This is a genomic window from Streptomyces sp. NBC_01445 (assembly GCF_035918235.1).
In the GTDB taxonomy this organism is placed as follows: domain Bacteria; phylum Actinomycetota; class Actinomycetes; order Streptomycetales; family Streptomycetaceae; genus Streptomyces.
Map to the genome: position 1 here is coordinate 4,788,712 of NZ_CP109485.1, position 24,343 is coordinate 4,813,054.

Consider the following 24,343-nt stretch of genomic DNA (forward strand, 5'->3'; position numbering starts at 1 on the left):
CAGCGACCCCTTACAGCTTCATCAGGCTGGCGTCGTCGACCGAGGCCGAGTGGCGGGAACGGAACAGCGACACGATGATCGCGAGCCCGACCACGACCTCCGCGGCGGCGACGACCATCGTGAAGAAGGCGATGATCTGGCCGTCGAGATTGCCGTGCATCCGGGAGAACGCGACGAACGCGAGGTTGCAGGCGTTGAGCATCAGCTCGACGCACATGAACAGAACGATCGCGTTCCGCCTGATGAGCACGCCGGTGGCGCCGATCGTGAACAACAGGGCGGCGAGATACAGGTAGTTGACCGGATTCACTTCGACGCCTCCTCGGTCCGCTCAAGGCGCTCGGCCGAGCGCTGCTCCAGGGCCTTCAGATCACCGAGCGCCTCGTCCGACACATCGCGGATCTGACCGCGCTCGCGCAGCGTCTGCATGACCGTGAGCTCCGACGGGGTGCCGTCGGGGAGCAGGCCCGCGATGTCGACCGCGTTGTGCCGGGCGTAGACACCCGGGGCGGGCAGCGGCGGGAGGTGCTTGCCCTCGCGCACGCGCTGCTCGGCCATCTCCCGCTGCGTCCTGGCCCGCTCGATGCGCTCTCGGTGCGTGAGCACCATGGCTCCGAGGGTGGCCGTGATCAGCAGGGCGCCGGTGATCTCGAAGGCGAAGACGTACTTCGTGAAGATGAGGGCGGCGAGCCCTTCCACGTTCCCCCCGGCGTTCGCCTTGCCCAGTCCGCTGAACTGGTGGAGCGAGGCGTTCCCGATGCCCGCGAGGAGCAGGATCCCGAAGCCGAGTCCGCACAGCAGGGCCAGCCAGCGCTGCCCCTTGATGGTCTCCTTCAAGGAGTCCGCCGCGGTGACACCGACGAGCATGACCACGAAGAGGAACAGCATCATGATCGCGCCGGTGTAGACGATGATCTGGACGACGCCCAGGAAGTACGCGCCGTTGGCCAGGTAGAAGACCGCCAGGATGATCATGGTCCCGGCGAGGCACAGCGCGCTGTGCACCGCCTTCTTCATCAGGACCGTGCACAGGGCGCCGATGACGGCGACCGTGCCGAGGACCCAGAACTGGAAGGCCTCGCCCGTGGAGGTCGTGTAGGCGGCGAGCTGGCTCATGCCTCCGCCCCCTCGGATTCGGGCTTCTCGCCCTTGGAGACGGCGACCTGACGGACCGTGCCGGGCGCGGCCTCCGTCACCAGACCCCGGTAGTAGTCCTGCTCGTCCGTGCCGGGGAAGATCGAGTGGGGCGATTCGACCATGCCCTCCTCGAGCCCGGCGAGCAGCTGCTCCTTGGTGTAGATCAGGTTCTCGCGGCTGCTGTCGGCGAGCTCGAACTCGTTCGTCATCGTCAGCGCGCGCGTGGGGCACGCCTCGATGCACAGGCCGCACAGGATGCAGCGGGCGTAGTTGATCTGGTAGACGCGGCCGTAGCGCTCGCCCGGCGAGTAGCGCTCCTCGTCGGTGTTGTCCGCGCCCTCCACATAGATGGCGTCCGCGGGACAGGCCCAGGCGCACAACTCGCAGCCGATGCACTTCTCCAGGCCGTCCGGATGACGGTTGAGCTGGTGCCGGCCGTGGAAGCGCGGGGCCGTGGTCTTGGGCTGCTCCGGGTACTGCTCCGTCAGCCGCTTCTTGAACATGGCCTTGAAGGTCACGCCGAAGCCGGCCACGGGATTCTGGAAGCCGGGCTTGGTCTGCCCGCCCTCCGTCGACTCCTCAGCCATGGGACGCCTCCTTTCCGTCACTGGGACCCTCACCGGTTCCGTCACTGGCAGTATCCGGTCCGCCACTGACAATCAACTCCCGCTCCCCGCGCGGGCGTCGGCGCGGCACGGCCGGCGGAGTCTGGCCGGGCAGCGGCGGGACCGGGAAGCCGCCTGCCATCGGGTCGAAGGCCGCGGCCCGTTCGGCCGCCTCCCGCGCCTCGCGTTCCTTGCCGCCGCGGTCCCTGAAGATGTCGACGAGGAACGAGAGCAGCAGCAGGGTGAGAACGCCTGCGCTCACGTACAGGGCGATGGGCCAGAAGGAGTAGTTCTCGTTCCGCAGGGTCCGCACGGTGGCGACGAGCATCAGCCAGACCACGGAGACCGGGATGAGGACCTTCCAGCCGAGCTTCATCAGCTGGTCGTAGCGCACGCGCGGGAGCGTGCCGCGCAGCCAGATGAAGAAGAACAGCAGCAGCTGGACCTTGATGACGAACCAGAGCATCGGCCACCAGCCGTGGTTCGCGCCCTCCCAGAAGGTGGACACCGGCCACGGGGCCCGCCAGCCGCCCAGGAAGAGCGTCACCGACACGGCCGAGACCGTCACCATGTTCACGTACTCGGCGAGCATGAACAGCGCGAACTTGATGGACGAGTACTCGGTGTTGAAGCCGCCGACGAGGTCGCCCTCGGACTCCGGCATGTCGAACGGGGCGCGGTTCGTCTCGCCGACCATCGTCACGATGTAGATGAGGAACGAGACCGGCAGGAGCACGATGTACCAGCGGTCGTGCTGCTGGGCGACGATCTCCGAGGTGGACATCGACCCGGAGTAGAGGAACACCGACGCGAAGGCCGCGCCCATCGCGATCTCGTACGAGATCATCTGGGCGCAGGACCGCAGACCACCCAGCAAGGGGTAGGTCGATCCGGAACTCCAACCCGCGAGCACGATCCCGTAGATGCCGACCGAGGCGACCGCGAGGATGTAGAGCATCGCGATCGGCAGGTCGGTGAGCTGCATCGTGGTGCGGTGGCCGAAGATCGAGACCTCGTTGCCGGAGGGCCCGAAGGGGATCACGGCGATCGCCATGAACGCCGGGATGGCGGCGACGACCGGGGCCAGGATGTAGACCACCTTGTCGGCGCGCTTGACGACGACGTCTTCCTTCAGCATCAGCTTGATGCCGTCGGCGAGCGACTGGAGCATGCCCCAGGGGCCGTGCCGGTTGGGGCCGATGCGCAGCTGCATCCAGGCGACGACCTTGCGCTCCCACACGATGGAGAAGAGCACGGTCACCATCAGGAAGGCGAAGCAGAAGACCGCCTTGACCACGACCAGCCACCAGGGATCGCGGCCGAACAGCGAGAGGTCTTCCAGAGCGAGCGGGATCATGACTGCACCTCCTTGGCCTCGTCGATGCCCGCGGGACCGATCCGGACGAGTGCGCCGGGCACGGCCCCCGTGTCGGAGGCCACGCCCCCGCCGGTGGAGTTCAGCGGAAGCCACACGACGCGGTCCGGCATCTCCGTGACCTGGAGCGGGAGTCGGGTCGTCCCCGCCGGTCCGGTGACGGCGAGCTCGTCGCCGTCCTTGACGCCCGCCTCGGCAGCCGTGGCGGCCGACACACGCGCGCGTGCCGCGTGCCGCGTGCCGGCGAGCGCGTCGTCCCCCTCCTGGAGACGGCCCTGGTCGAGCAGCAGCCGGTGCCCCGCGAGGACGGCCTCACCGGACGCGGGCCGCGGCAGCTGCGAGGCCGTCTCCAGCGAGTCCGTCGCGCGGGGCCCGCTCCACCCGCCGAGGCGGTCGAGCTCCCCCCGCGCGGCCCGCAGGTCCGGCAGTCCCAGGTGTACGTCCATGGCGTCCGCGAGCATCTGGAGCACCCGCGCGTCGGCGGGCGCCAGGGATCGCGTCATGTGGTCGGGCTTGAGCGCGGCCTCGAAGAGGCGTGCCCGGCCTTCCCAGTTGAGGAACGTGCCCGCCTTCTCGGCGACCGCGGCGACCGGGAGCACGACGTCCGCGTGGTCGGTGACCTCGCTGGGACGCTGCTCCAGGGAGACGACGAACGCCACCTCGTGCAGTGCTTCACGCGCGCGTGCCGGGTCGGGCAGGTCCGCGACCTCGACACCGGCGACGACCAGGGCCCGCAGCTCGCCGCCGGCGGCGGCCTCGACGATCTGGCCCGTGTCGCGCCCGTAGCGGTGCGGGAGTTCGGACACTCCCCAGGCGGCGGCCACCTCTTCCCGCGCGCGCGGGTCGGTGGCCGGACGTCCCCCGGGAAGCAGCGACGGCAGGGCGCCCGCCTCGATCGCGCCGCGCTCCCCGGCCCGGCGCGGAATCCACACCAGCTGGGCGCCGGTCGCCGTGGCGGCCCGTACGACGGCGGTCAGGGCGCCCGGCACGGACGCGAGCCGCTCGCCGACGACGATGACGGCACCCTCGGCACGCAGCGCCTGGGACGCCTCGGCGCCGCCGTCCTCCAGGCCGGAGCCGGAGGCGAGTGCGTCCAGCCACTCGGTCTCCGTGCCCGGAGCGGCCGGCAGCAGCGTGCCGCCCGCCTTCTCCAGGCCCCTGGTCGCGAACGGGGCGAGCCCGAACGTCCGCTGGCCGTGCCCGCGCCACGCCTTGCGCAGCTTCAGGAAGACGCCGGGCGCCTCCTCCTCGGCCTCGATCCCGACGAGGAGGACGGCGGGCGCCTTCTCCAGAGACGTGTACGTGACCCCGACACCGTCGAGGTCACGCCCGCGTCCGGCGACCCGCGCCGCCAGGAAGTCGGCCTCCTCGCTGCTGTGCACGCGCGCGCGGAAGTCGATGTCGTTCGTGTCGAGCGCCACGCGCGCGAACTTGCTGTACGCGTACGCGTCCTCGACGGTGAGCCGGCCACCGGTCAGGACCCCGGCGCGGCCGCGGGCCGACAGCAGACCCCGGGCCGCGACGTCCAGGGCTTCGGGCCAGGAAGCGGGCTCGAGGACACCGTCCGCGTTACGGACGAGCGGCGTGGTCAGCCGGTCGGGCTTCTGCGCGTAACGGAACCCGAAGCGGCCCTTGTCGCAGACCCACTCCTCGTTGACCTCGGGGTCCGGCGACGCGAGGCGCCGCATGACCTTGCCGCGCCGGTGGTCCGTGCGGGTCGCACAGCCGCCCGCGCAGTGCTCGCACACGCTGTGCGAGGACACGAGGTCGAAGGGCCTGGAGCGGAACCGGTACGCCGCCGAGGTCAGCGCCCCGACCGGACAGATCTGGATCGTGTTCCCGGAGAAGTACGACTCGAAGGGGTCGCCCTCGCCGGTGCCGACCTGCTGGAGCGCGCCGCGCTCGAGCAGCTCGATCATCGGGTCACCGGCGATCTGGTTGCTGAACCGCGTGCAGCGTGCGCAGAGCACACACCGCTCACGGTCGAGCAGGACCTGGGTCGAGATCGGGACCGGCTTCTCGAACGTCCTCTTCTTCCCGTCGAAACGGGAGTCGGACTGGCCGTGCGACATGGCCTGGTTCTGCAGCGGGCACTCGCCGCCCTTGTCGCAGACCGGGCAGTCCAGCGGGTGGTTGATGAGGAGCAGCTCCATCACTCCCCGCTGCGCCTTCTCGGCGACGGGCGAGCTGAGCTGGCTCTTGACCACCATGCCGTCGGTGCAGGTGATGGTGCAGGACGCCATCGGCTTGCGCTGGCCCTCGACCTCGACGATGCACTGGCGGCAGGCGCCGGCCGGGTCGAGCAGGGGGTGATCGCAGAAGCGGGGGATCTCGATGCCGAGCTGTTCGGCGGCGCGGATCACCAGCGTGCCCTTGGGCACGCTGATCCCGATGCCGTCGATCGTCAGCGAGACGAGATCTTCCGGCGGCACCGCCGCCTCACCGCCCCCGGAGGGAGCGCCTGTGGTTACCGTCATGCGTTCACCTCCGTGCGCTGGTCCGCCCAAGCGGTCGACTTGGCGGGGTCGAAGGGGCAGCCCTTGCCCGTGATGTGCTGCTCGTACTCCTCGCGGAAGTACTTGAGCGAGGAGAAGATCGGGGACGCGGCGCCGTCGCCGAGCGCGCAGAACGACTTGCCGTTGATGTTGTCGGCGATGTCGTTCAGCTTGTCGAGGTCGGTCATCAAGCCCTTGCCGGCCTCGATGTCGCGCAGCAACTGCACGAGCCAGTACGTCCCTTCACGGCACGGTGTGCACTTGCCGCAGGACTCGTGGGCGTAGAACTCGGTCCAGCGGGTGACCGCCCGCACGACGCAGGTCGTCTCGTCGAAGCACTGGAGCGCCTTCGTGCCGAGCATCGATCCCGCGGCGCCGACGCCCTCGTAGTCGAGGGGCACATCGAGGTGCTCGTCGGTGAACATCGGGGTCGAACTGCCGCCGGGCGTCCAGAACTTGAGGCGGTGACCGGGGCGCATGCCGCCGCTCATGTCGAGCAGCTGGCGCAGCGTGATGCCGAGCGGCGCCTCGTACTGGCCGGGGTTGGTGACGTGCCCGCTGAGCGAGTACAGCGTGAAGCCCGGGGACTTCTCGCTGCCCATCGACTTGAACCAGTCCTTGCCGCGATTCAGGATCGCGGGAACCGACGCGATGGACTCGACGTTGTTGACAACAGTGGGGCACGCGTAGAGCCCCGCGACCGCGGGGAAGGGGGGACGGAGCCGCGGCTGGCCACGGCGGCCTTCGAGCGAGTCGAGCAGTGCGGTCTCCTCGCCACAGATGTACGCGCCCGCGCCCGCGTGCACCGTGAGTTCGAGGTTCAGCCCGCTGCCCAGGACGTTCTCGCCGAGGTAGCCCGCCGCGTAGGCCTCGCGCACGGCCTCGTGGAGCCGTCGCAGTACGGGGACGGTCTCGCCCCGCAGATAGATGAAGGCATGCGAAGAGCGGATCGCGTAGCACGCGATCACGATCCCCTCGATGAGGGAATGCGGGTTCGCGAAGAGGAGCGGGATGTCCTTGCAGGTCCCGGGCTCCGACTCGTCGGCGTTGACAACTAGATAGTGCGGTTTGCCGTCGCCCTGCGGAATGAACTGCCACTTCATTCCGGTGGGGAAGCCCGCGCCGCCGCGGCCTCGCAGGCCCGAGTCCTTCACATAGGCGATCAGGTCGTCCGGCGACATGGCGAGCGCCTTGCGCAGACCCTCGTAGCCGTCGTGCCTCCGGTAGACGTCGAGGGACCAGGACTTGTCCTCGTCCCAGAACGCCGAAAGGACCGGCGAGAGCAGCTTCTCGGGGCTGGTGTCGTTGTTGATCTCGGCTGCCAAGGTCATCACTCCCCCTCCTCGGCGACAGGTCCCGCCGGGTGGGCCGGATCGGAGGACGACGTGTCCTGCGGCGCGTCGTGCGAACTCAGGTGCTCGGCGGGCGACGTGTCGTGCGGTGCCTCGTTGTCGGCGTCCCGATGGGGGCCTCCGTCACGCGGATGGACCACCCGCGCGGGGGCGGCCTCCCCCTTGGCGAGGCGCAGGCCGATCAGCGAGGCAGGTCCCGCGCTGCCGCTCGCCTCGACGGCGCCGGGCCGTTCGTCCGGGAAGCCGGCGAGGATCCGCGCGGTCTCCTTGTACGTGCACAGGGGGGCACCGCGGGTGGGTTCGACCCGCGCGCCCGCGCGCAGGTCGTCGACCAGGCGCTTCGCGCTGCCCACCGTCTGGTTGTCGAAGAACTCCCAGTTCACCATCACGACGGGCGCGAAGTCGCAGGCCGCGTTGCACTCGATGTGCTCGAGGGTGACCTTGCCGTCCTCGGTCGTCCCGCCGTTGCCGACGCCCAGGTGCTCCTGGAGGGCCTCGAAGATGGCGTCGCCGCCCATCACTGCGCACAGCGTGTTCGTGCAGACCCCGACCTGGTAGTCACCGCTCGGCTTGCGCCGGTACATCGTGTAGAAGGTCGCGACGGCGGTGACCTCGGCGGTGGTCAGGCCCAGCATGTCGGCGCAGAACTGCATGCCCGTACGCGTGACATGGCCCTCCTCCGACTGCACGAGGTGCAGCAGCGGGAGGAGCGCGGAGCGCGATCCCGGGTAGCGGGCGATGATCTCGCGCGCGTCCGTCTCGAGCCGGGCTCGGACGTCGTCCGGGTAGTCGGGCGCGGGCAGTTGGGGCATGCCCAGGCTGACGCCCTGGCCCTGCTCGGAAGGAGTGGTGGTCACCGGTCGACGCCTCCCATCACGGGGTCGATGGACGCGACGGCGACGATGACGTCGGCGACCTGGCCGCCCTCGCACATCGCCGCCATGGCCTGAAGGTTGGTGAAGGAGGGGTCTCGGTAGTGGACCCGGTAGGGGCGGGTGCCGCCGTCGGACACGACGTGCACCCCGAGCTCCCCCTTGGGGGATTCGACGGCGGAGTACGCCTGCCCGGCGGGGACCCGGAAGCCCTCCGTCACCAGCTTGAAGTGGTGGATCAGGGACTCCATGGAGGTGCCCATGATCTGCTTGATGTGGTCGAGCGAGTTGCCGAGGCCGTCCGGGCCGAGCGCGAGCTGCGCCGGCCAGGCGATCTTCTTGTCGCCGACCATGACCGGGCCCGGGGCGAGCCGGTCCAGGCACTGCTCGACGATCCGCAGCGACTGCCGCATCTCCTCCAGGCGGACCAGGAAGCGTCCGTAGGAGTCGCAGGTGTCGGCGGTCGGGACCTCGAAGTCGTAGTTCTCGTAACCGCAGTACGGCTGCGACTTGCGCAGGTCGTGCGGGAGGCCCGCCGAGCGCAGGATCGGTCCGGTGGCGCCGAGGGCCATGCAACCGGTGAGGTCGAGATAGCCGACGTCCTGCATACGGGCCTTGAAGATGGGGTTCCCGGTGGCGAGCTTGTCGTACTCGGGAAGGTTCTTCGACATCTTCTTCACGAACTCGCGGATCTGGTCCACCGCGCCGGGCGGCAGGTCCTGGGCGAGTCCGCCGGGCCGGATGTACGCGTGGTTCATGCGCAGGCCGGTGATGAGCTCGTAGATATCGAGAATGAGTTCACGATCACGGAAGCCGTAGATCATGATCGTCGTGGCGCCGAGCTCCATGCCGCCGGTGGCGATGGCGACCAGGTGCGAGGACATCCGGTTCAGCTCCATCAGGAGCACCCGGATGATCGACGCGCGGTCGGGGATCTCGTTCTCGATGCCGAGGAGTTTCTCGACCGCGAGGCAGTACGCCGTCTCGTTGAAGAACGGCGTCAGATAGTCCATGCGCGTCACGAACGTGGTGCCCTGCGTCCACGTGCGGTACTCGAGGTTCTTCTCGATGCCCGTGTGCAGATAGCCGATGCCGCAGCGGGCCTCGGTGACCGTCTCGCCGTCGATCTCCAGGATCAGCCGGAGCACGCCGTGCGTGGACGGGTGCTGCGGGCCCATGTTGACGATGATGCGCTCGTCGTCGGCCTTGGCCGCGGACTGGACGACCTCGTCCCAGTCGCCGCCGGTGACCGTATATACGGTCCCCTCGGTCGTCTCGCGCGCCGAAGCGGCCGATGCCGCAGAAGAAGTAGACATCAGGAGTACGACCTCCGCTGGTCCGGAGCCGGGATCTGGGCGCCCTTGTACTCGACGGGGATGCCGCCGAGGGGGTAGTCCTTGCGCTGCGGGAAGCCCTGCCAGTCGTCCGGCATCATGATCCGCGTCAGCGCCGGGTGGCCGTCGAAGACCAGACCGAAGAAGTCGTACGTCTCGCGCTCGTGCCAGTCGTTCGTCGGATAGACGGCGACCAGCGAGGGGACGTGCGGATCCGCGTCGGGGGCGCTGACTTCGAGACGGATCAGCCGGTTGTGGGTGATCGAGCGCAGGTGGTAGACGGCGTGCAGCTCGCGGCCCTTGTCGTCCGGGTAGTGCACCCCGCTCACGCCCGTGCAGAGCTCGAAGCGCAGGGCCGGGTCGTCGCGCAGCGTCTGGGCGACGCGCACCAGGTACTCGCGTTCGATGTGGAACGTGAGCTCGTCGCGGTCGACGACGGTCTTGTCGATGGCGTTCTCGGGGACGAGGCCCTGCTCCTCCAGGGCCCCCTCCAGCTCGTCGGCCACCTCGTCGAACCAGCCGCCGTACGGCCGCGTGGCGGCGCCCGGCAGCCGTACGGAGCGGACGAGGCCGCCGTACCCCGAGGTGTCGCCGCCGTTGTTGGCGCCGAACATGCCGCGCTGGACGCGGATCTCCTCGCCCTGGTCGCCGCGCTGCCCCGGGAGGTTGGCCGCGCTGAGGTCCTTCTCGGGGTTGACCCCGTTGCTGTCCGCGTCGCTCACCGCAGCAGCCCCTTCATCTCGATCGTCGGGAGCGCCTTGAGCGCCGCTTCCTCCGCCTCACGGGCCGCCTCCTCGGCGTTCACGCCGAGCTTGGAGGACTGGATCTTCTGATGGAGCTTGAGAATCGCGTCCATCAGCATCTCCGGCCGCGGCGGACAGCCGGGCAGGTAGATGTCCACAGGGACTACGTGGTCGACGCCCTGCACGATCGCGTAGTTGTTGAACATCCCGCCCGACGAGGCGCACACGCCCATCGAGATGACCCATTTGGGGTTCGGCATCTGGTCGTAGACCTGCCGCAGGACGGGCGCCATCTTCTGGCTCACGCGCCCGGCCACGATCATCAGGTCCGCCTGCCGCGGCGAGCCGCGGAAGACCTCCATGCCGAAGCGCGCCAGGTCATAGCGTCCGGCGCCCGTCGTCATCATCTCGATGGCGCAGCACGCCAGGCCGAACGTGGCCGGGAAGACGGATGACTTGCGCACCCAGCCCGCGGCCTGCTCGACGGTGGTCAGCAGAAAGCCGCTCGGCAGCTTTTCTTCGAGTCCCATGGCTTAAGGCCCCTCAGTCCCATTCCAGGCCGCCGCGCCGCCATACGTACGCGTACGCGACGAAGACGGTGAGCACGAAGAGCAGCATCTCCACGAGCCCGAAAACACCCAGGGCGTCGAACGTGACGGCCCAGGGGTAGAGGAAGACGATCTCGATGTCGAAGACGATGAAGAGCATCGCCGTCAGGTAGTACTTGATGGGGAAGCGCCCGCCGCCGGCCGGCGTGGGGGTCGGCTCGATACCGCACTCGTAGGCCTCGAGCTTGGCCCGGTTGTATCGCTTTGGACCGATAAGCGTGGCCATGACCACGGAGAAGATCGCAAAGCCTGCCCCGAGGGCTCCCAGTACGAGGATGGGCGCATACGCGTTCACCGCTCCTCGCTCCTCTCAGTCGGCGCTGACTGCTGGCGGATACGTGGGGCCCGCCTCCCGCTCCCCGCGAAGCCACCCCCGGTCGCACGAAGATCGCTCACATGTGAAGCAGGTCACAAGCCCAACTGCCCCGCATCCTATGCCTGCCGGTCTGTGATCTGCGACACGGGGTGCGCCAACAGCTTTGTGATCTCCACCACCTGACGAAGGATCATGAAGTCGGATGAGCGGTGATCTTCACACGCGAAGCGCCTGAGTGATCACCAGACGTGACATCTTGGCGCGTTACCCCAGGTGACAGCGCTGGCTCACTATCAAGAGGTGGCGCGCCCAGGCAAATTGGTGCTGGACAGAACTGGCTGATAGTGGACGCCGTTCACACATCAGAGGGAGAGGTGTGGACGTAAGTGGACGCGGGCACGCGCTCACGAGGAGCGTCCGACCGCGAAGGCGGCCCCATTGTGACCTGCGTCACGGCGACCGTTATCGTTTGGAAACCGGGCTTGGCCATCGGTATCAACGAGTGGTAGGCCGAGGGCAATTCGGGCGTATTACAGAAAGCCCATGATCACAGGCTTGATCAGCCCTGTCCGTATTGCCCGTTACGGCGTCAATAAAGGCCGCCGCGCCCGGGATTCAAACGTTCTCACGACAACTGTGGCGCACCACACGTTTCTTGAAGGAACCATGGAGGCCCTGATAGCGGTTGTACTCATGTCCCACACCGCTCACATACCCAGCCACCGGAAGCCCCGTCGCAGCGCGTCGAAAATCGCCCTGCGCGCCGGAGTTGCCGGTGGCGTACTCAGCACCCTGGCAGTGGCCGGTGCGTCCGGCCCGGCGTTTGCCGCCGAGCCGGTGACCGAGACCATCGAGATGCCGACCATCACGGCGGACCTCTCCGCTCAGGTCGCCCAGTCGGCGGACGCCACCCAGCAGGCCGCGAACTCCTATGCGCTGCAGGCCGAGCAGGACCAGGCCGTCGCAAAGGCCGCGAAGCAGGCCAAGTCGGACCAGGCCCTCGCCGAGAAGAAGGCGGAGGCCAAGAAGAAGGCCGAGGCCGAGGCGAAGCGCAAGGCCGAGGAAGCTCGTGCGTCGCGCTCCGCCGAGCGCACGACCCTCTCCACCGCCTCCTCCGCGAAGTCCGACGTCGTGGCCCCCGCCAGCGGCAGCGTCGCGTCCGTCATCGCCTTCCTGAAGGCGCAGCTCGGCGACGCGTACGTCATGGGCGGCACCGGCCCCAACTCCTGGGACTGCTCCGGCCTGACCCAGGCCGCGTTCGCGCAGGCCGGCATCAGCCTGCCGCGCGTCTCGCAGGACCAGTCGACGGCCGGCACCCCGGTCTCCCTCGACAGCCTGCAGGTCGGCGACCTCCTCTACTGGGGAGCCGCGGGCTCGGCGTACCACGTGGGTGTGTACATCGGTAACGGCCAGTACCTGGACGCCGCGAACCCCTCCAAGGGCGTCGTCATCCAGGACCTGTCCGGCTACCCGGCGAGCGGTGCGGTTCGCGTTCTCTGAGATTTCACGGCAAAGGGCCATCACCCCCTCTCGGGAGTGATGGCCCTTTGCCGTATAACCAGCAAATCCTGTATAGCTCGCGAATCAGCTCTTCGGTGACAATTCACCCATAGGGCCCCAACTGCCGCCCGGGATCTCCGTGTTGATGATCTCCGGTACGGAGGCGATCAGACCGGACATCGTCTCCAGGCCGGCCTTGAAGTGGTCGGAGCCCACGTGCGCGGCCCCCGCGTCCCCGTCCCGGAAGCCCTCCAGGAGGACGTACTGGTTCGGGTCCTCGACGCTGCGGGACCAGTCGAAGAAGAGGTTGCCCTCCTCGGCGCGCGTGGCACGGGTGAAATCGGCGGTGTGCTCCAGCCAGGAGTCGGCGTACTCGGGCCGGGCGGTGAACTTCACGGCGATGAAAATCATGCAACCAGGGTGCTCCGTGCCGCCCCGCTCGGCCAGTTCGGCGCGCACGATTCCGGGAGCGCCGGAAAAGCCGTGCCTACGCGGCGCGGGCCGAGCGCCGCAGGAGCGCCGTGAGCGCCCGCTGCCGGCCGCGGAACGCGACGGCCGGCAGAGCCCACCGACAGGGCGCGTCCGGGCCGCTCACGCCTTCGGCGCCACCTTGCTCAGGCCGTTGATGATGCGGTCCATCGCGTCGCCGCCCGTCGGGTCGGTCAGGTTGGCGAGCATCTTCAGCGTGAACTTCATGAGCACCGGGTGCGACAGGCCGCGCTGCGTCGCGATCTTCATGACCTTCGGGTTGCCGATGAGCTTCACGAAGGCGCGGCCGAGCGTGTAGTAGCCGCCGTAGGTGTCCTTGAGGACCTTCGGGTAGCGGTGGAGGGCGAGTTCGCGCTGGGCGTCGGTCGCGCGGGCGTGTGCCTGCACGATGACGTCGGCCGCGATCTGGCCGGACTCCATGGCGTACGCGATGCCCTCGCCGTTGAACGGGTTCACCATGCCGCCCGCGTCGCCGACCAGGAGCAGGCCCTTGGTGTAGTGCGGCTGGCGGTTGAAGGCCATGGGCAGGGCGGCGCCGCGGATCGGCATCGTCATGTTGTCCGGGGTGTAGCCCCAGTCCTCCGGCATCGAGGCGCACCAGGCCTTCAGGACCTCGCGCCAGTCGAGCTCCTTGAAGGCGGCGGAGGAGTCGAGGATGCCGAGACCGACGTTCGACGTGCCGTCGCCCATGCCGAAGATCCAGCCGTAGCCGGGCAGCAGCCGGTCCTGGGCACCGCGGCGGTCCCACAGCTCCAGCCAGGACTCCAGGTAGTCGTCGTCGTGGCGGGGCGAGGTGAAGTACGTGCGGACCGCGACGCCCATCGGGCGGTCCTCGCGCCGGTGCAGGCCCATCGCGAGGGACAGGCGGGTCGAGTTGCCGTCCGCGGCGACGACGAGGGGCGCGTGGAAGGTGACTTCGCGCTTCTCCTCGCCGAGCTTGGCGTTGACGCCGGTGATGTGGCCCGTGCGGTCGTCGATGATCGGGGCGCCCACGTTGCAGCGCTCGTACAGGCGCGCGCCCGCCTTCTGCGCCTGTCGGGCGAGCTGCTCGTCGAAGTCGTCGCGCTTGCGGACGAGTCCGTAGTCCGGGTAGGAGGCGAGATCCGGCCAGTCCAGCTGGAGCCGGACGCCGCCGCCGATGATCCGCAGACCCTTGTTCCGCAGCCAGCCCGCCTCTTCGGAGATGTCGATGCCCATCGACACGAGCTGCTTGGTGGCCCGCGGGGTGAGGCCGTCGCCGCACACCTTTTCCCTGGGGAACGCGGTCTTCTCAAGAAGGAGGACGTCGAGTCCGGCCTTGGCCAGGTAGTACGCGGTCGTCGAACCGGCTGGCCCGGCCCCGACGACGATCACATCTGCGCTGTGCTCGGAGAGGGGCTCGGTCACGGCGGGTTCTCCCGAAGACTCGAAATCTGCGTGCCGCGCGGCACCGGATGTGGGCAGTCTATGCAGCGGTACTGATCACCCAGCCGAAGGGCCGCCCTGTGAACCGAGCTCTGCCTGATGTACAGCTGCGTGTCCCCACCGACGAGGACGCCTTCGCCTGGCACCGCGTCTTCGACGACCCGGAGGTCATGGAGTTCCACGGCGGGGCCGCTGCCGAGCTGTCCGTGTACGAGGAGCTGACCGCCCGGCAGCGCCGGCACGACGCGGAGCGCGGCTTCTGCCTGTGGACGATGACCGACCCGGACGGCGACGTCATCGGCTTCACGGGCGCGCAGCCCTGGCCGCACGCCTGGGGTCCGGCGGGCGAGATCGAGATCGGCTGGCGGCTCGGACGCGCGCACTGGGGCCGCGGCTACGCGACGGCCGCCGCGCAGGCGACGCTGGAGCGCGTACGGGCCGCAGGTGTACGGAGCGTGGTGGCGATGGTCGACTCGCGCAACGAACGCTCGGTGGCGGTGACGCGGCGCCTCGGCATGGAGCCCGCCGAAACGTTCACCGTCCCGGGTGACCCACGCACGGGCCTCTGCTTCAGGCTCGCCTTGTAGGCCCTGCCGCTTCCGGTCGGGCGTCCGGCGGAGCTACCCTTCGGGTACCGCTGGGGGTGAAGTCTGTGCGCATTACACCCAAGACGCCCGAAGTGCGCGTACCGAAGTTCGTCGGCCTCATGGCCGTCGACGCGCGCGAGGCCGCGGCGGCGCGCGGCGTGCAGCTGGCCGCGCCCGACCGCCCCGACTTCCGTCTCACCGTGGTCGACTACGTCGTACGCCAGTACCCACTGCCCGACACCGAGGTGCCCCGCGGCGCCGTCGTCACCGTCTGGTTCGACCTGACGGACGGCGAGGGCCACGGTGGCTCCGGGGTGAACGAGCCCCGCATGCCGGGACCGCGCGGCGGCGGGCTGCAGCGTGAACTGGACGAACCGGGCGGGACGTACTCCGTGGCCGGCACGTAGCGCTCGGCATGCAGCGGCGCCCGGCCGGGGTCAGTTCGTCAGGCGCCAGGACTCCAGGCCGGTCCGGTACGTCTTCTTCAGGTCGGCCCACACGTCCTGCTGCCCCACGAGGAAGATCGTGTACTCGGTGCCGTCCTCGGCGACGTACGACTGGTCGATGCCGTGCATCGTCCGGCCGCCCTCGTCGCGGTAGGTGTACTCCCAGATCGCGCCCTGCCGCCCCTGGAAGGTGTTCCGGCGCAGGTCGATCCGCTGGTAGTCCTGCTTCTTCCTGTCCTCCTTGGCGTGCTTCTCCATGTTGAGGACGTTGTCGTACGAGGTGTAACCCGCGTTCGGGATGACGCCGATGAGGTAGTGCTCGGCGCCGGTGCTGCCCGCGTAGGTGATCTGGCTGCCGTTCTCGACGCCCTCGCGCGACCACACGTCGGGGATCACGAAGGAGAAGCCCATGGGGTCGGCGACCTTGCGGTAGCCGGACGGAACGGTGGCGTCCGGGGTCGCGTCCGGCGCGGGGTCCGTGGCCTGGTCCGGCGTCGCGCTCGGGGTGGGGCTCGGCGCCGGGGTCGGCTGCTGCGACGTGGCGGGCTGCTCGGTGCTGACGGCGGGCCTGTCGTCGCGGCCCGCCTTGTCGTCCTTGCCGCCGCTGTCCTGGAGCAGCAGCACGCCGGCCGTCACACCGCCCCCGATGACGAAAGCGCCCGCGATGGTGGCGACCCAGATCCCGGCGCGGCGCGGGGACTTGGCGGGCGCGGCGTCCGGCCGCACACCTAGCTGGAAGGTGTGCGGGTCGTAGACGGGGGCGGGGGCGGCCGGGCCGGGGGTGGGCCCGGGAGGAGGCGTGGGTGTGGGCGCGGGAGCGGCGGTGGCCGTCGGCAGGGCGGCCGCGACGGCGGGGCTCGGCGGGTCGATGGGGGCGGGCGGCTCGCTGGGGGCGGGCGGCTCGGCGGGCGCTTCCGGCATGGCACTCACCGGCGCCGGGGCACCCGGCGCGGACCCGAACGCCCCCGGCGGCACCTGCGGTTCCGGCACGATCCCGGTCCGCGCCCCCGCCATCTGCATCAGATACGGCGCGAGGAACGCCGCCGCGAACACCCACAACAGCCCGAACAGGAGCGCCTCCGCCATGCCGAGGCCGACGCCGGCGCTGCCCGTGCCGCTGCCGCCGAGGTCGGACGCGGCCCCGGTGGCCCGCACCCCGAGGCCGCCGAGCGCGCCGAGCAGCAGGAAGAGACCGAGGAAGATCCCGGCGGAAAGGAGCTGTTCACGACGGTCGGCCGACCTGCGCGCGGCCATCACGCCCACGGTCAGCGCGCAGACGGTGCCGAGGGACAGCGCCCCCACGACCGCCCAGGCGTTGGTGGCGTCGCCGAGCTCGGAGAGCCCGAACGACTGGTGCTGGTAGCCGCCCCCGTACGTCGAACTGCCGCCCGCCTCGAAGGAGATGGGCGCGCCCCAGCCGAGGCCGAGCGCCATGGCGCCGAGGTTCGGCAGTACGAGCAGGGCGAGGACCAGCGGCGACAGGTCGGCCTGGCCCAGGTCGGAGACGTCGGAGACGTCGCCCAGGCCGTCGATCTGGGCGATGCCGATGAAGGCGGCGACCGAGCAGATCACGAGGACGACGGCGAGCGCGCGCAGCGCCGTTCCGGTGGCCCGCACCAGCGCCAGCGCCCCCGGCCGGGCGGCGAGCCACTGGGCCAGGTCGTCCCGGTGCAGCATTCCGGCGGCGACGGTGAGCGAGATGAGGAGCGCCCCGAGCGCGGCGAGCACCGGCGACGACGAGATCCGCACGCCCTGGATCGACGGCTGCGCGAACAGGCCGAGTACGAGGACGCCGACGGTCACCAACAGGGCGACGCGCAGGGCGGCTTCGAGCCCTGGCGTGCCGGGGACGGGGGTGGGGCGACCGTCAGGGACGGCCGCGCGGGCCCGGAGGCGCGAGCGCAGGACGCGTACGCCGATCCAGAGCGCCAGGATCCACAGGGCGGTGACGGTGAGAGGGACGAGGGAGAGCGCGGCGCCGCCGCTGAGCTCCGCCCCCATGTCACCGCCCCCGGAGCCGAACGGCGAGTCCCCGCCGCCGAAGGGCGAGGAGCCTGAGGAGGCCGACACCTCGAAGCCGCCGCCGAGCGACTGGAGCAGCAACGCGAGCGAGATCCGCATGCGGTCGCCGAACCCGACGACGACGTCACTGCCCTGCCCGTACGACGGGATGGCGAGGGCGACAGCGGCGATCACCAGGAGTCCGACGGGCCACAGCGCGGCCTGCGCCGAGCCGGCCCAGTCGCCGCGGAAGGCACGCCCGAAGAAGGCGCCGACGGGCGAGGGCCCGCCGGGGGCGAACGCGGGCGGCGGCGGGGCGGCGGGCGGCGCGAGCGGCGGAATAGGCGGCTGACCGGGCTGACCGGGCTGACCGGGCTGACCGGGCTGACCGGGCTGACCGAAGGGTGCGGCGGGAGGCGCCGACGGAACCTGAACATCGGGCTCGCGCTCCGACGTTCGTTCCTGCCCGCACTTCATGCAGAAGCGGGCCTCGTCGGGAGCCTGGGCTCCGCAGTGCGGGCAGAACGACGCCATGGGAAGTGCTCCGTCATCCGGGAAAGTCGTACCGTCACCAAGGGTGACCGGCAGTCACCACGTACTCAACGGACACATCTTTCCCGGTGACCGGTTCCCCGTGACGGGGAATCGGCACAACGGACAGGCACCGAACGGGACTTGAAGGCCCGCCGCTCAAAGGACCGGCTACTTGACGCCCCGGTGCAGCGCCACGACGCCACCGGTCAGGTTGCGCCACGCCACGTCCGACCAGCCGGCCTTCTGGAGGCGGGCCGCGAGCGCCGGCTGGTCGGGCCAGCTGCGGATCGACTCGGCGAGGTAGACGTACGCGTCCGGGTTCGAGGACACGGCGCGGGCCACCGGAGGCAGGGCGCGCATCAGGTACTCGGTGTACACGGTGCGGAACGGCGCCCACGTCGGCTGCGAGAACTCGCAGATCACCACGCGCCCGCCGGGCTTCGTCACCCGGTACAGCTCGCGCAGCGCCGTGTCCGTGTCCTGCACGTTCCTGAGGCCGAAGGAGATGGTCACGGCGTCGAACGTGTCGTCCTTGAACGGCAGCTTCGTCGCGTCGCCCGCGGTGAACGGCATCCACGGGTGCCGCTTCTTGCCGACCTGGAGCATCCCGATCGAGAAGTCGCAGGGCACGACGTACGCGCCGGCCTGCGCGAACGGCTGCGAGGACGTAGCCGTACCGGCCGCGAGGTCGAGGACCTTCTGCGCGGGTCGCGCGTCGACTGCCTTCGCGACCTCCTTGCGCCACAGCCGGGCCTGGCCGAGCGAGAGCACGTCGTTGGTGAGGTCGTACCGGTCCGCCACGTCGTCGAACATCGAAGCGACTTCGTGCGGCTGCTTGTCCAGGGATGCGCGGGTCACGCGTCCATTGTGGCAGTACGCCCCCGGGCAGGCGTCAGCGGCGCCGGTACACCAGGCGTCCTTCGATGACCGTGGCCACACAGGTGGCCGGGCCGAGCCGGACGAGCGAGGCGCGGTCCGGCACGTCGAACACGGCGAACCTGGCCGGTCCGCCCACGGTCAGCGGCGGCAGCAGGACGAGCGGCGCCGGCGAGAAGGACACCGGCCCCGGCTGGTTCGGCGGGCGCTGCCCGAGCGCGAGCCCGGCCCTGCGCACCGCGTCCACCACCGCGCGCGAGCGCAGCTCCCCGGCCACGGCGACCGTGCCGTGGGCGAACAGCTGCTGGATGCCGCGCCGCGCGCTGGCCCCGACCCGGGACGGATCGGCACGGAAGATCTCCCGCGCGCGCTCCCCGACGACCGGCCGCGTGCCGAACTCGTCGGCCTCGCGCGGGTCCGGGTGGTACGTGCCTTCGAGGATCTCGGGCCCGTACGGGTTGAGCAGGCCGGGCGTGAGGATGCCGGGCCACCGCCGCACCCGCGCCTGCGGGCGGACGGCGGCGAGGTCCTCGTACGGGCCGAGGGCGGCGACGGACGCGCCGTCGACCAGGACCGCGGCCTCGGGCGAGGCCTCGGCCACGTGAATCGTCAGCAAAAGGGCCTCAGTTGGTGGAGACGAGCTTCAGCTCGGGGTGCGCCGTGCCGCCCTCGATCGCGGTGGACGAGATGTGCGACTGGACGCGGTCGTCGACCGGGTCGTTCGCCGGGTCGTCGTGCACGACGAGGTGCTCGTACGTCGTGGCGCGCTGCGCGGGGACGCGGCCCGCCTTGCGGATGAGGTCGATGATCTCCAGGCGGTTCGAGCGGTGCTTCGCACCGGCCGAGGAGACGACGTTCTCCTCCAGCATGATCGAACCGAGGTCGTCGGCGCCGTAGTGCAGCGACAGCTGGCCGACCTCTTTGCCGGTGGTCAGCCAGGAGCCCTGGATGTGGGCCACGTTGTCGAGGAAGATCCGCGCGATGGCGATCATGCGCAGATACTCGAAGAGCGTCGCCTGCGTACGGCCCTTCAGGTGGTTGTTCTCCGGCTGGTACGTGTACGGGATGAACGCGCGGAAGCCGCCCGTACGGTCCTGTACGTCGCGGATCATGCTCAGGTGCTCGATGCGCTCGGCGTTGGTCTCGCCGGTGCCCATCAGCATCGTGGACGTCGACTCGACGCCGAGGCGGTGGGCCGCCTCCATGATCTCCAGCCAGCGCTCGCCGGACTCCTTCAGCGGGGCGATCGCCTTGCGGGGGCGGGCCGGGAGGAGCTCGGCGCCGGCGCCCGCGAAGGAGTCGAGGCCGGCCGCGTGGATCCGCTCGATGGCCTCCTCGACGGAGACCTTGGAGATGCGGGCCATGTGCTCGACCTCGGACGCGCCGAGGGAGTGGATGACCAGCTGCGGGTACGCCTGCTTGATGGCGGAGAAGTGCTTCTCGTAGTACTCGACGCCGTAGTCCGGGTGGTGGCCGCCCTGGAACATGATCTGGGTGCCGCCGAGTTCGACGGTCTCGGCGCAGCGGCGCAGGATGTCTTCGAGGTCGCGCGTCCAGCCCTTGGCGGTGTCCTTGGGCGCGGCGTAGAAGGCACAGAACTTGCACGCCGTCACGCAGACGTTCGTGTAGTTGATGTTCCGCTCGATGATGTACGTCGCGATGTGCTCGGTGCCGGCGTAGCGGCGGCGCCTGATGGCGTCGGCGGCCGCGCCGAGCGCGTGCAGGGGGGCGTCGCGGTAGAGGTCGAGCGCCTCTTCGGGGGTGATGCGTCCACCCGCGGCGGCACGGTCGAGGACGGTCTGAAGGTCGGCCTTCTCGGTCACCGGGCGTCCCTTTCGTTTCGTTCGTAAGGGTTGTGGACGGACCGTCTCAGCGTACGCCAGCACGTCCTGCCGCCCGACGTCAGGCGGCGTACGCGCCCATCAGTACGCCCGCCAGCGCGCCCGCGAGCAGGAACGGCCCGAACGGGATCGCCGTCCTGCGGCCGGCCCGCCGGGCGATCACGAGACCCGCGCCGTACAGCGCGGCGAACAGGAATCCGGCGAACGTGCCGATGAACAGGAGCCCCCACCCGTACCAGCCGAGCACCGCCCCCAGGCCGACCGCCAGTTTCACGTCGCCGAACCCCATCCCCTGGGGGTGGATGAGGAAGAGCACGAGGTAGCCGCCGCCGAGCGCGACCGCGCCGAGCAGCGCCGTCGGCCAGTCGCCGCCCGGCTCGGGCAGCAGCGCGGCCAGGCCGAGCAGGACGGGGGCGGCCGCGGCGAGGGGCAGGGTGAGGACGTCGGGCAGGCGCTTCACCCGGGCGTCGACCACCGCGAGGAGCACTGCGGGCGGGACGAGGAGGAGCCAGGCGCCCAGTTCGGGGCGGATGCCGGTGGCGGCGGCGAGGGCGGCGCAGACGGCGGCGGAGAGCAGTACGGGCATCGGGGCGCCCGGGCCGAGGGCCCTGCCGCACTCCCCGCACCGCCCGCGCCCCAGCCATCCGCGCACACCGCCCGGCAGCGGATGCCCGTCCGGGCAACTCGCCCGCCAGGTTTCGTCCGGCTCCACGGACAGCCGGTACGCGGCCCGCGGCACGAACAGCCCGGCCACGGCACCCCAGACCGCCCCGGCCACGACCAGCAACAGATCCACCATCCCCACCTCTTCCCCCCCGCCCCTGTCGGCGTCGCCTACCGGCCGAGCACCGCCAGCGCGAACGCGAGCCGCCGGTCGAGCCAACCGGCCTGCGGCACATACGACTTGACGCCGTCGACGTACCCCTGCGTCAGTACGGTCTCCTCGCCGGCCCGCCATGTCACCGGCTTCGCCGCGCGCATACCGGACTGGTCGCCGCCCTCGGCGCCCAGGCTGAGCACGGAGTCGACGACGCTGCCGACGAGCGCGCCCGCGCCCCGCACCGCACCGTCCTTGCCGCGCGTCGCGATGTCCTTCGCGCTGCCCTTGGCCCAGTGGTAGCGGGCGACGGCGTCGGGCCGGTCCGGCTGCCGCAGCCAAAGCCCGTGCTGGACAGCGCGCTTCACGGCGGAGGTGCGGTGGACGTGGCCGAGTTCGGCGCCCGCCGCGTCGGTGACCAGATGCGCGTCGCCCGCCGCCGTCACCGTGCACACGAGCCGCTGCGCGCCCCCGGCCTCGTACAGCTCATGAGGTCCGCCGTCCTCGCCGTCCCCCACGACGTACGCCGCCGGGGCGAAGTGGCGCACGCCCGCGACCGCCGTGGGGACGCGTACGGCGAGGCGGCCCTTCACCGGCTTGCGCGGGAACGAGGCGACCCTCTCGACGTCGGTCACCACGAACCGGCTGACGTCCTCCCACGCCACCGGCTCGACCAGCGGCCCGGCCGCACTCCTGTTTCTGCCGAATCCCATGCCCCCTGCTCCCCCTCTGTGTGTCCCCCCGCACCGTGACACACTCCCCGGATGCCACGCCCCTCCAAGCCGCCCAAGCCTCCCCGGCCGCGCAAGGCCCGTGGTGGCAACGCCCTGTTCGGCTGTCTGATCTTTCTCGTGATCGGCGGCGGCATCGTCCTCATGGCGGTCGGCGCCTTCCTGTGGGGCGAGACCGTGTGGCGGTGGGCGGACGACGCGTGGCCCGGCGGTGTGCACGCGTTCGCGGTCGTGCTGGGGGCCGTGTTCCCGGCCCTGGTGTGGGCGTTCGCGTTCTCCGGGTTCCGCGTCAACAGCGGGGCGGGCAAGGGGCGTTCCCCGCTGCACCTCGCCGCGGCCGTCCTTGAGGGGATCGCGCTGGTGCTCCTGCTGAGCCTCGTCGTCGACACCTGGCCGCCGTCGGGCCGCGGCTCGTCGAGCCCGAGCTGGGTGTTCGACCACCACCCCTGGGTCTGCGGTACGGGCCTGGCCGCGACGCTCGCCGCGGCGGCGGCCCTGGTCGTGGGGTACATCCGCGTCAGCCGGCGCGCCGCATCGTAGCGACGGGGTCCCCCGCGCGCGGGTTGTCCGTCTCGTAGGTGAGACGGTCGCCCGACTTCGACTTGATCAGGCGGACTTCGTGGCGGCCGGTGGTGCACTGCCCGCCGTTCGACTTCTTGGCGATGCCCGTGGCGACGATCCGGTCCTTCTCGACCCGCTTGAGGACGAGGACGTCCTCGCAGACTGCGCCGATCGGGTCGGTCTGGTGGAACGTGCCGAACTCCTCGCCGATCCGGCCCTGTTCGACGGTGACGCGGAACGTGCCCATCGGCAGCGTGCCGCCGAGGCCGGTGCCGGGGCCTTCCCAAGTGCCCACGAAGGAGGCGGGGACGGTGCCCTTCGGGGCGGAGGCGGAGGCCGTCGCCGCGGGTGGACGGCCGCCCGCGGTGTCGCTCCCGCCCTTCGAGGAGCCGGGCAGCAGGTCGAAGAGGAACACCGAGCCGAGGGCGACGGCGGCGAGCGCGCCCGCGACACCGAGCGCGACCGTGCAGCTGATCCTCCGCCCGCTACCGCCTGAGCCCGGCACGGACGTCGCGGCCACACTGACGGAGAGCTTCCCGGCACCCGGCACCTCGGTGCGCGGCGCGGGGACGGCGGCGTCGGCGGGGGCAGAGTCGGCGGGCGCGTGCACGGGCGGGACGACCGGTCCGTACGCGGGATCGGGCGGCCCGAACACCCCGGCGGGCGCCCCCGCCGCGTCCGACGGCCAGTCGACCGACGGCTCGCTGAATCCGACCGGCCCCGAACGCTCCGCGGCACCCGCCGGCGCCGCGCCCTCCAGGTCCAGAAGCGCCACCGCGCTGCGCCCCACCTGCTCCACCAGCGCGCCCGGCAGCCACCCCGCCGCCACGAGCCGGGCCGCGCCCTGCGGGGCGAGAGCGCTCGCCACTTCCTCGGGCGTGGGCCGCGCGGCCGGGTCCTTCGCCAGGCACGCGGCGGCGACGTCGCGCAGTTCCCCGCGCGCCAGGCCGAGTTCGGGCTCCTCGTGCACCACCTTGTAGAGGAGCGCGGCCGACGAGTCGCCGGAGAACGGGGAGGTGCCGGTCACCGCGTAGACGAGGACCGCGCCGAGGGAGAAGACATCGGCGGCGCCCGTGACTCCCTTGCCGAGGATCTGCTCGGGCGCCATGTATCCGGGCGACCCGATCGAGACGCCGGTGGAGGTGAGGGAGGCGGTGCCGTCGGTGGCGCGGGCGATACCGAAGTCGATCAGGCGCGGGCCGTCCACGGTGAGCAGCACGTTCGACGGCTTCACGTCGCGGTGGACGAGCCCGAGGCCGTGCACCGCCGCCAGCGCCTCGGCGAGGCCCGCACCCAGGACCCGTACGGAGTGGTCGGGCAGGGCGCGCTCCTTCACGGCCTGCGCGAGGGAGGGGCCGGCCACGTAACCGGTCGCCACCCACGGCACGGACGCCTCCGGGTCGGCGTCGAGGACCGGCGCGGTCCAGGCGCCCCCGACCCGCCGCGCGGCGTCCACCTCGCGCCGGAAGCGCGCCCGGAACTCCTCGTCGAGCGCGAAGTGCGGATGGACGACCTTCACTGCGACGGTGCGGCCTCCGGCGCTGCGCCCCAGATAGACGCGGCCCATGCCGCCGGAACCAAGCCTTCCGAGCAGCCGGTAGGGCCCGATCGTGGTCGGTTCGCCGGCTTCCAGCGACTGCATGGCCTGGCCTCCCCCTGTGCCCACGCTCCGGTCGGGCCAGGGTAGTCCTCCCCTGTCACGCCCTCCCGTATGTCACG

Annotated in this window: 24 protein-coding genes; 4 read left to right on the top strand and 20 right to left on the bottom strand. The window is 70.8% G+C overall.

All coding sequences use genetic code 11. The annotated features are described in order from the left end of the window. Positions 1–10: 10 nt before the first annotated feature. The 11 genes from nuoK to OG574_RS21845 are packed head-to-tail and all read right to left on the bottom strand — an operon-like array spanning position 11 to position 10,816. Entirely contained in the window at positions 11–310 is a 300-nt protein-coding gene (nuoK, locus tag OG574_RS21795; RefSeq protein WP_100598032.1) for an NADH-quinone oxidoreductase subunit NuoK, read from the bottom strand. Further along, on the bottom strand, positions 307–1,116 hold the full coding sequence (locus OG574_RS21800) for an NADH-quinone oxidoreductase subunit J (RefSeq protein ID WP_326774579.1): 810 nt from the start codon (positions 1,114–1,116) through the stop codon (positions 307–309). The genes nuoK and OG574_RS21800 overlap by 4 nt, the downstream gene beginning before the upstream one ends. Next, positions 1,113–1,724, bottom strand: a complete 612-nt coding sequence (gene nuoI, locus OG574_RS21805; RefSeq protein ID WP_326774580.1) for an NADH-quinone oxidoreductase subunit NuoI — start codon at positions 1,722–1,724, stop codon at positions 1,113–1,115. The genes OG574_RS21800 and nuoI overlap by 4 nt, the downstream gene beginning before the upstream one ends. Then, positions 1,717–3,099 carry an NADH-quinone oxidoreductase subunit NuoH gene (nuoH, locus tag OG574_RS21810; RefSeq protein ID WP_326774581.1) on the bottom strand — a complete coding sequence of 461 codons (1,383 nt, stop codon included), beginning with the start codon at positions 3,097–3,099 and terminating at the stop codon, positions 1,717–1,719. The genes nuoI and nuoH overlap by 8 nt, the downstream gene beginning before the upstream one ends. Continuing rightward, positions 3,096–5,594 (bottom strand): NADH-quinone oxidoreductase subunit G, encoded by a 2,499-nt coding sequence (locus OG574_RS21815; RefSeq protein ID WP_326774582.1) that lies wholly within the window; start codon positions 5,592–5,594, stop codon positions 3,096–3,098. The genes nuoH and OG574_RS21815 overlap by 4 nt, the downstream gene beginning before the upstream one ends. Beyond that, complete coding sequence (nuoF, locus tag OG574_RS21820; protein ID WP_326774583.1) at positions 5,591–6,946, bottom strand: NADH-quinone oxidoreductase subunit NuoF; 1,356 nt, start codon at positions 6,944–6,946, stop codon at positions 5,591–5,593. Before nuoF ends, OG574_RS21815 begins: the two co-directional genes overlap by 4 nt. Next, positions 6,943–7,821 carry an NADH-quinone oxidoreductase subunit NuoE gene (gene nuoE / locus OG574_RS21825; protein ID WP_326774584.1) on the bottom strand — a complete coding sequence of 293 codons (879 nt, stop codon included), beginning with the start codon at positions 7,819–7,821 and terminating at the stop codon, positions 6,943–6,945. Before nuoE ends, nuoF begins: the two co-directional genes overlap by 4 nt. Continuing rightward, entirely contained in the window at positions 7,818–9,152 is a 1,335-nt protein-coding gene (locus OG574_RS21830) for an NADH-quinone oxidoreductase subunit D (protein WP_326774585.1), read from the bottom strand. Before OG574_RS21830 ends, nuoE begins: the two co-directional genes overlap by 4 nt. Continuing rightward, the gene (locus OG574_RS21835) at positions 9,152–9,892 is read right to left on the bottom strand and encodes an NADH-quinone oxidoreductase subunit C (RefSeq protein WP_100598024.1); all 741 of its coding nucleotides are present in this window, start codon (positions 9,890–9,892) and stop codon (positions 9,152–9,154) included. Before OG574_RS21835 ends, OG574_RS21830 begins: the two co-directional genes overlap by 1 nt. Continuing rightward, positions 9,889–10,443: a NuoB/complex I 20 kDa subunit family protein gene (locus OG574_RS21840; RefSeq protein ID WP_006133126.1), complete on the bottom strand. Its 555-nt coding sequence runs from the start codon at positions 10,441–10,443 to the stop codon at positions 9,889–9,891. The genes OG574_RS21835 and OG574_RS21840 overlap by 4 nt, the downstream gene beginning before the upstream one ends. A gap of 13 nt (positions 10,444–10,456) precedes the next feature. Further along, complete coding sequence (locus tag OG574_RS21845) at positions 10,457–10,816, bottom strand: NADH-quinone oxidoreductase subunit A (RefSeq protein ID WP_007383963.1); 360 nt, start codon at positions 10,814–10,816, stop codon at positions 10,457–10,459. Positions 10,817–11,530: 714 nt separating this feature from the next. Between OG574_RS21845 and OG574_RS21850 the strand changes: the two genes are divergently transcribed. After that, positions 11,531–12,337, top strand: a complete 807-nt coding sequence (locus tag OG574_RS21850) for a C40 family peptidase (protein ID WP_326774586.1) — start codon at positions 11,531–11,533, stop codon at positions 12,335–12,337. Between the two features lie 84 nt (positions 12,338–12,421). Here OG574_RS21850 and OG574_RS21855 read toward each other — a convergent pair whose 3' ends face one another. Continuing rightward, complete coding sequence (locus OG574_RS21855) at positions 12,422–12,748, bottom strand: putative quinol monooxygenase (RefSeq protein ID WP_100598075.1); 327 nt, start codon at positions 12,746–12,748, stop codon at positions 12,422–12,424. Between the two features lie 180 nt (positions 12,749–12,928). Next, positions 12,929–14,212 carry a geranylgeranyl reductase family protein gene (locus tag OG574_RS21860; RefSeq protein ID WP_100598022.1) on the bottom strand — a complete coding sequence of 428 codons (1,284 nt, stop codon included), beginning with the start codon at positions 14,210–14,212 and terminating at the stop codon, positions 12,929–12,931. Between the two features lie 98 nt (positions 14,213–14,310). On the opposite strand from OG574_RS21860, the gene OG574_RS21865 reads away from it, so the two are divergent. Then, positions 14,311–14,817: a GNAT family N-acetyltransferase gene (locus OG574_RS21865; protein WP_100598074.1), complete on the top strand. Its 507-nt coding sequence runs from the start codon at positions 14,311–14,313 to the stop codon at positions 14,815–14,817. Positions 14,818–14,882: 65 nt separating this feature from the next. After that, positions 14,883–15,224: a PASTA domain-containing protein gene (locus tag OG574_RS21870; RefSeq protein ID WP_326774587.1), complete on the top strand. Its 342-nt coding sequence runs from the start codon at positions 14,883–14,885 to the stop codon at positions 15,222–15,224. 30 nt (positions 15,225–15,254) lie between these two features. Here OG574_RS21870 and OG574_RS21875 read toward each other — a convergent pair whose 3' ends face one another. From OG574_RS21875 to OG574_RS21900, 6 genes are all read right to left on the bottom strand, one after another. After that, positions 15,255–17,798: a zinc ribbon domain-containing protein gene (locus OG574_RS21875; RefSeq protein WP_326774588.1), complete on the bottom strand. Its 2,544-nt coding sequence runs from the start codon at positions 17,796–17,798 to the stop codon at positions 15,255–15,257. A gap of 168 nt (positions 17,799–17,966) precedes the next feature. Then, positions 17,967–18,656, bottom strand: coding sequence for a demethylmenaquinone methyltransferase (locus OG574_RS21880; RefSeq protein ID WP_266673174.1), 690 nt, complete (start codon positions 18,654–18,656; stop codon positions 17,967–17,969). Between the two features lie 34 nt (positions 18,657–18,690). Beyond that, the gene (locus OG574_RS21885; RefSeq protein WP_326774589.1) at positions 18,691–19,290 is read right to left on the bottom strand and encodes a hypothetical protein; all 600 of its coding nucleotides are present in this window, start codon (positions 19,288–19,290) and stop codon (positions 18,691–18,693) included. A gap of 7 nt (positions 19,291–19,297) precedes the next feature. After that, entirely contained in the window at positions 19,298–20,497 is a 1,200-nt protein-coding gene (gene mqnC, locus OG574_RS21890) for a cyclic dehypoxanthinyl futalosine synthase (protein WP_326774590.1), read from the bottom strand. A 79-nt stretch (positions 20,498–20,576) separates the two neighbouring features. After that, positions 20,577–21,314, bottom strand: coding sequence for a prepilin peptidase (locus tag OG574_RS21895; RefSeq protein WP_326774591.1), 738 nt, complete (start codon positions 21,312–21,314; stop codon positions 20,577–20,579). Positions 21,315–21,349: 35 nt separating this feature from the next. Then, positions 21,350–22,045, bottom strand: a complete 696-nt coding sequence (locus tag OG574_RS21900; RefSeq protein WP_326774592.1) for a hypothetical protein — start codon at positions 22,043–22,045, stop codon at positions 21,350–21,352. Between the two features lie 51 nt (positions 22,046–22,096). Between OG574_RS21900 and OG574_RS21905 the strand changes: the two genes are divergently transcribed. Further along, positions 22,097–22,603 carry a hypothetical protein gene (locus OG574_RS21905; RefSeq protein WP_326774593.1) on the top strand — a complete coding sequence of 169 codons (507 nt, stop codon included), beginning with the start codon at positions 22,097–22,099 and terminating at the stop codon, positions 22,601–22,603. On the opposite strand, the gene OG574_RS21910 is transcribed toward OG574_RS21905, so the two are convergent. Beyond that, entirely contained in the window at positions 22,581–24,266 is a 1,686-nt protein-coding gene (locus tag OG574_RS21910) for a serine/threonine-protein kinase (protein ID WP_326774594.1), read from the bottom strand. The two genes, OG574_RS21905 and OG574_RS21910, sit on opposite strands and share 23 nt — an antisense overlap. Between the last annotated feature and the right edge of the window lie 77 nt (positions 24,267–24,343).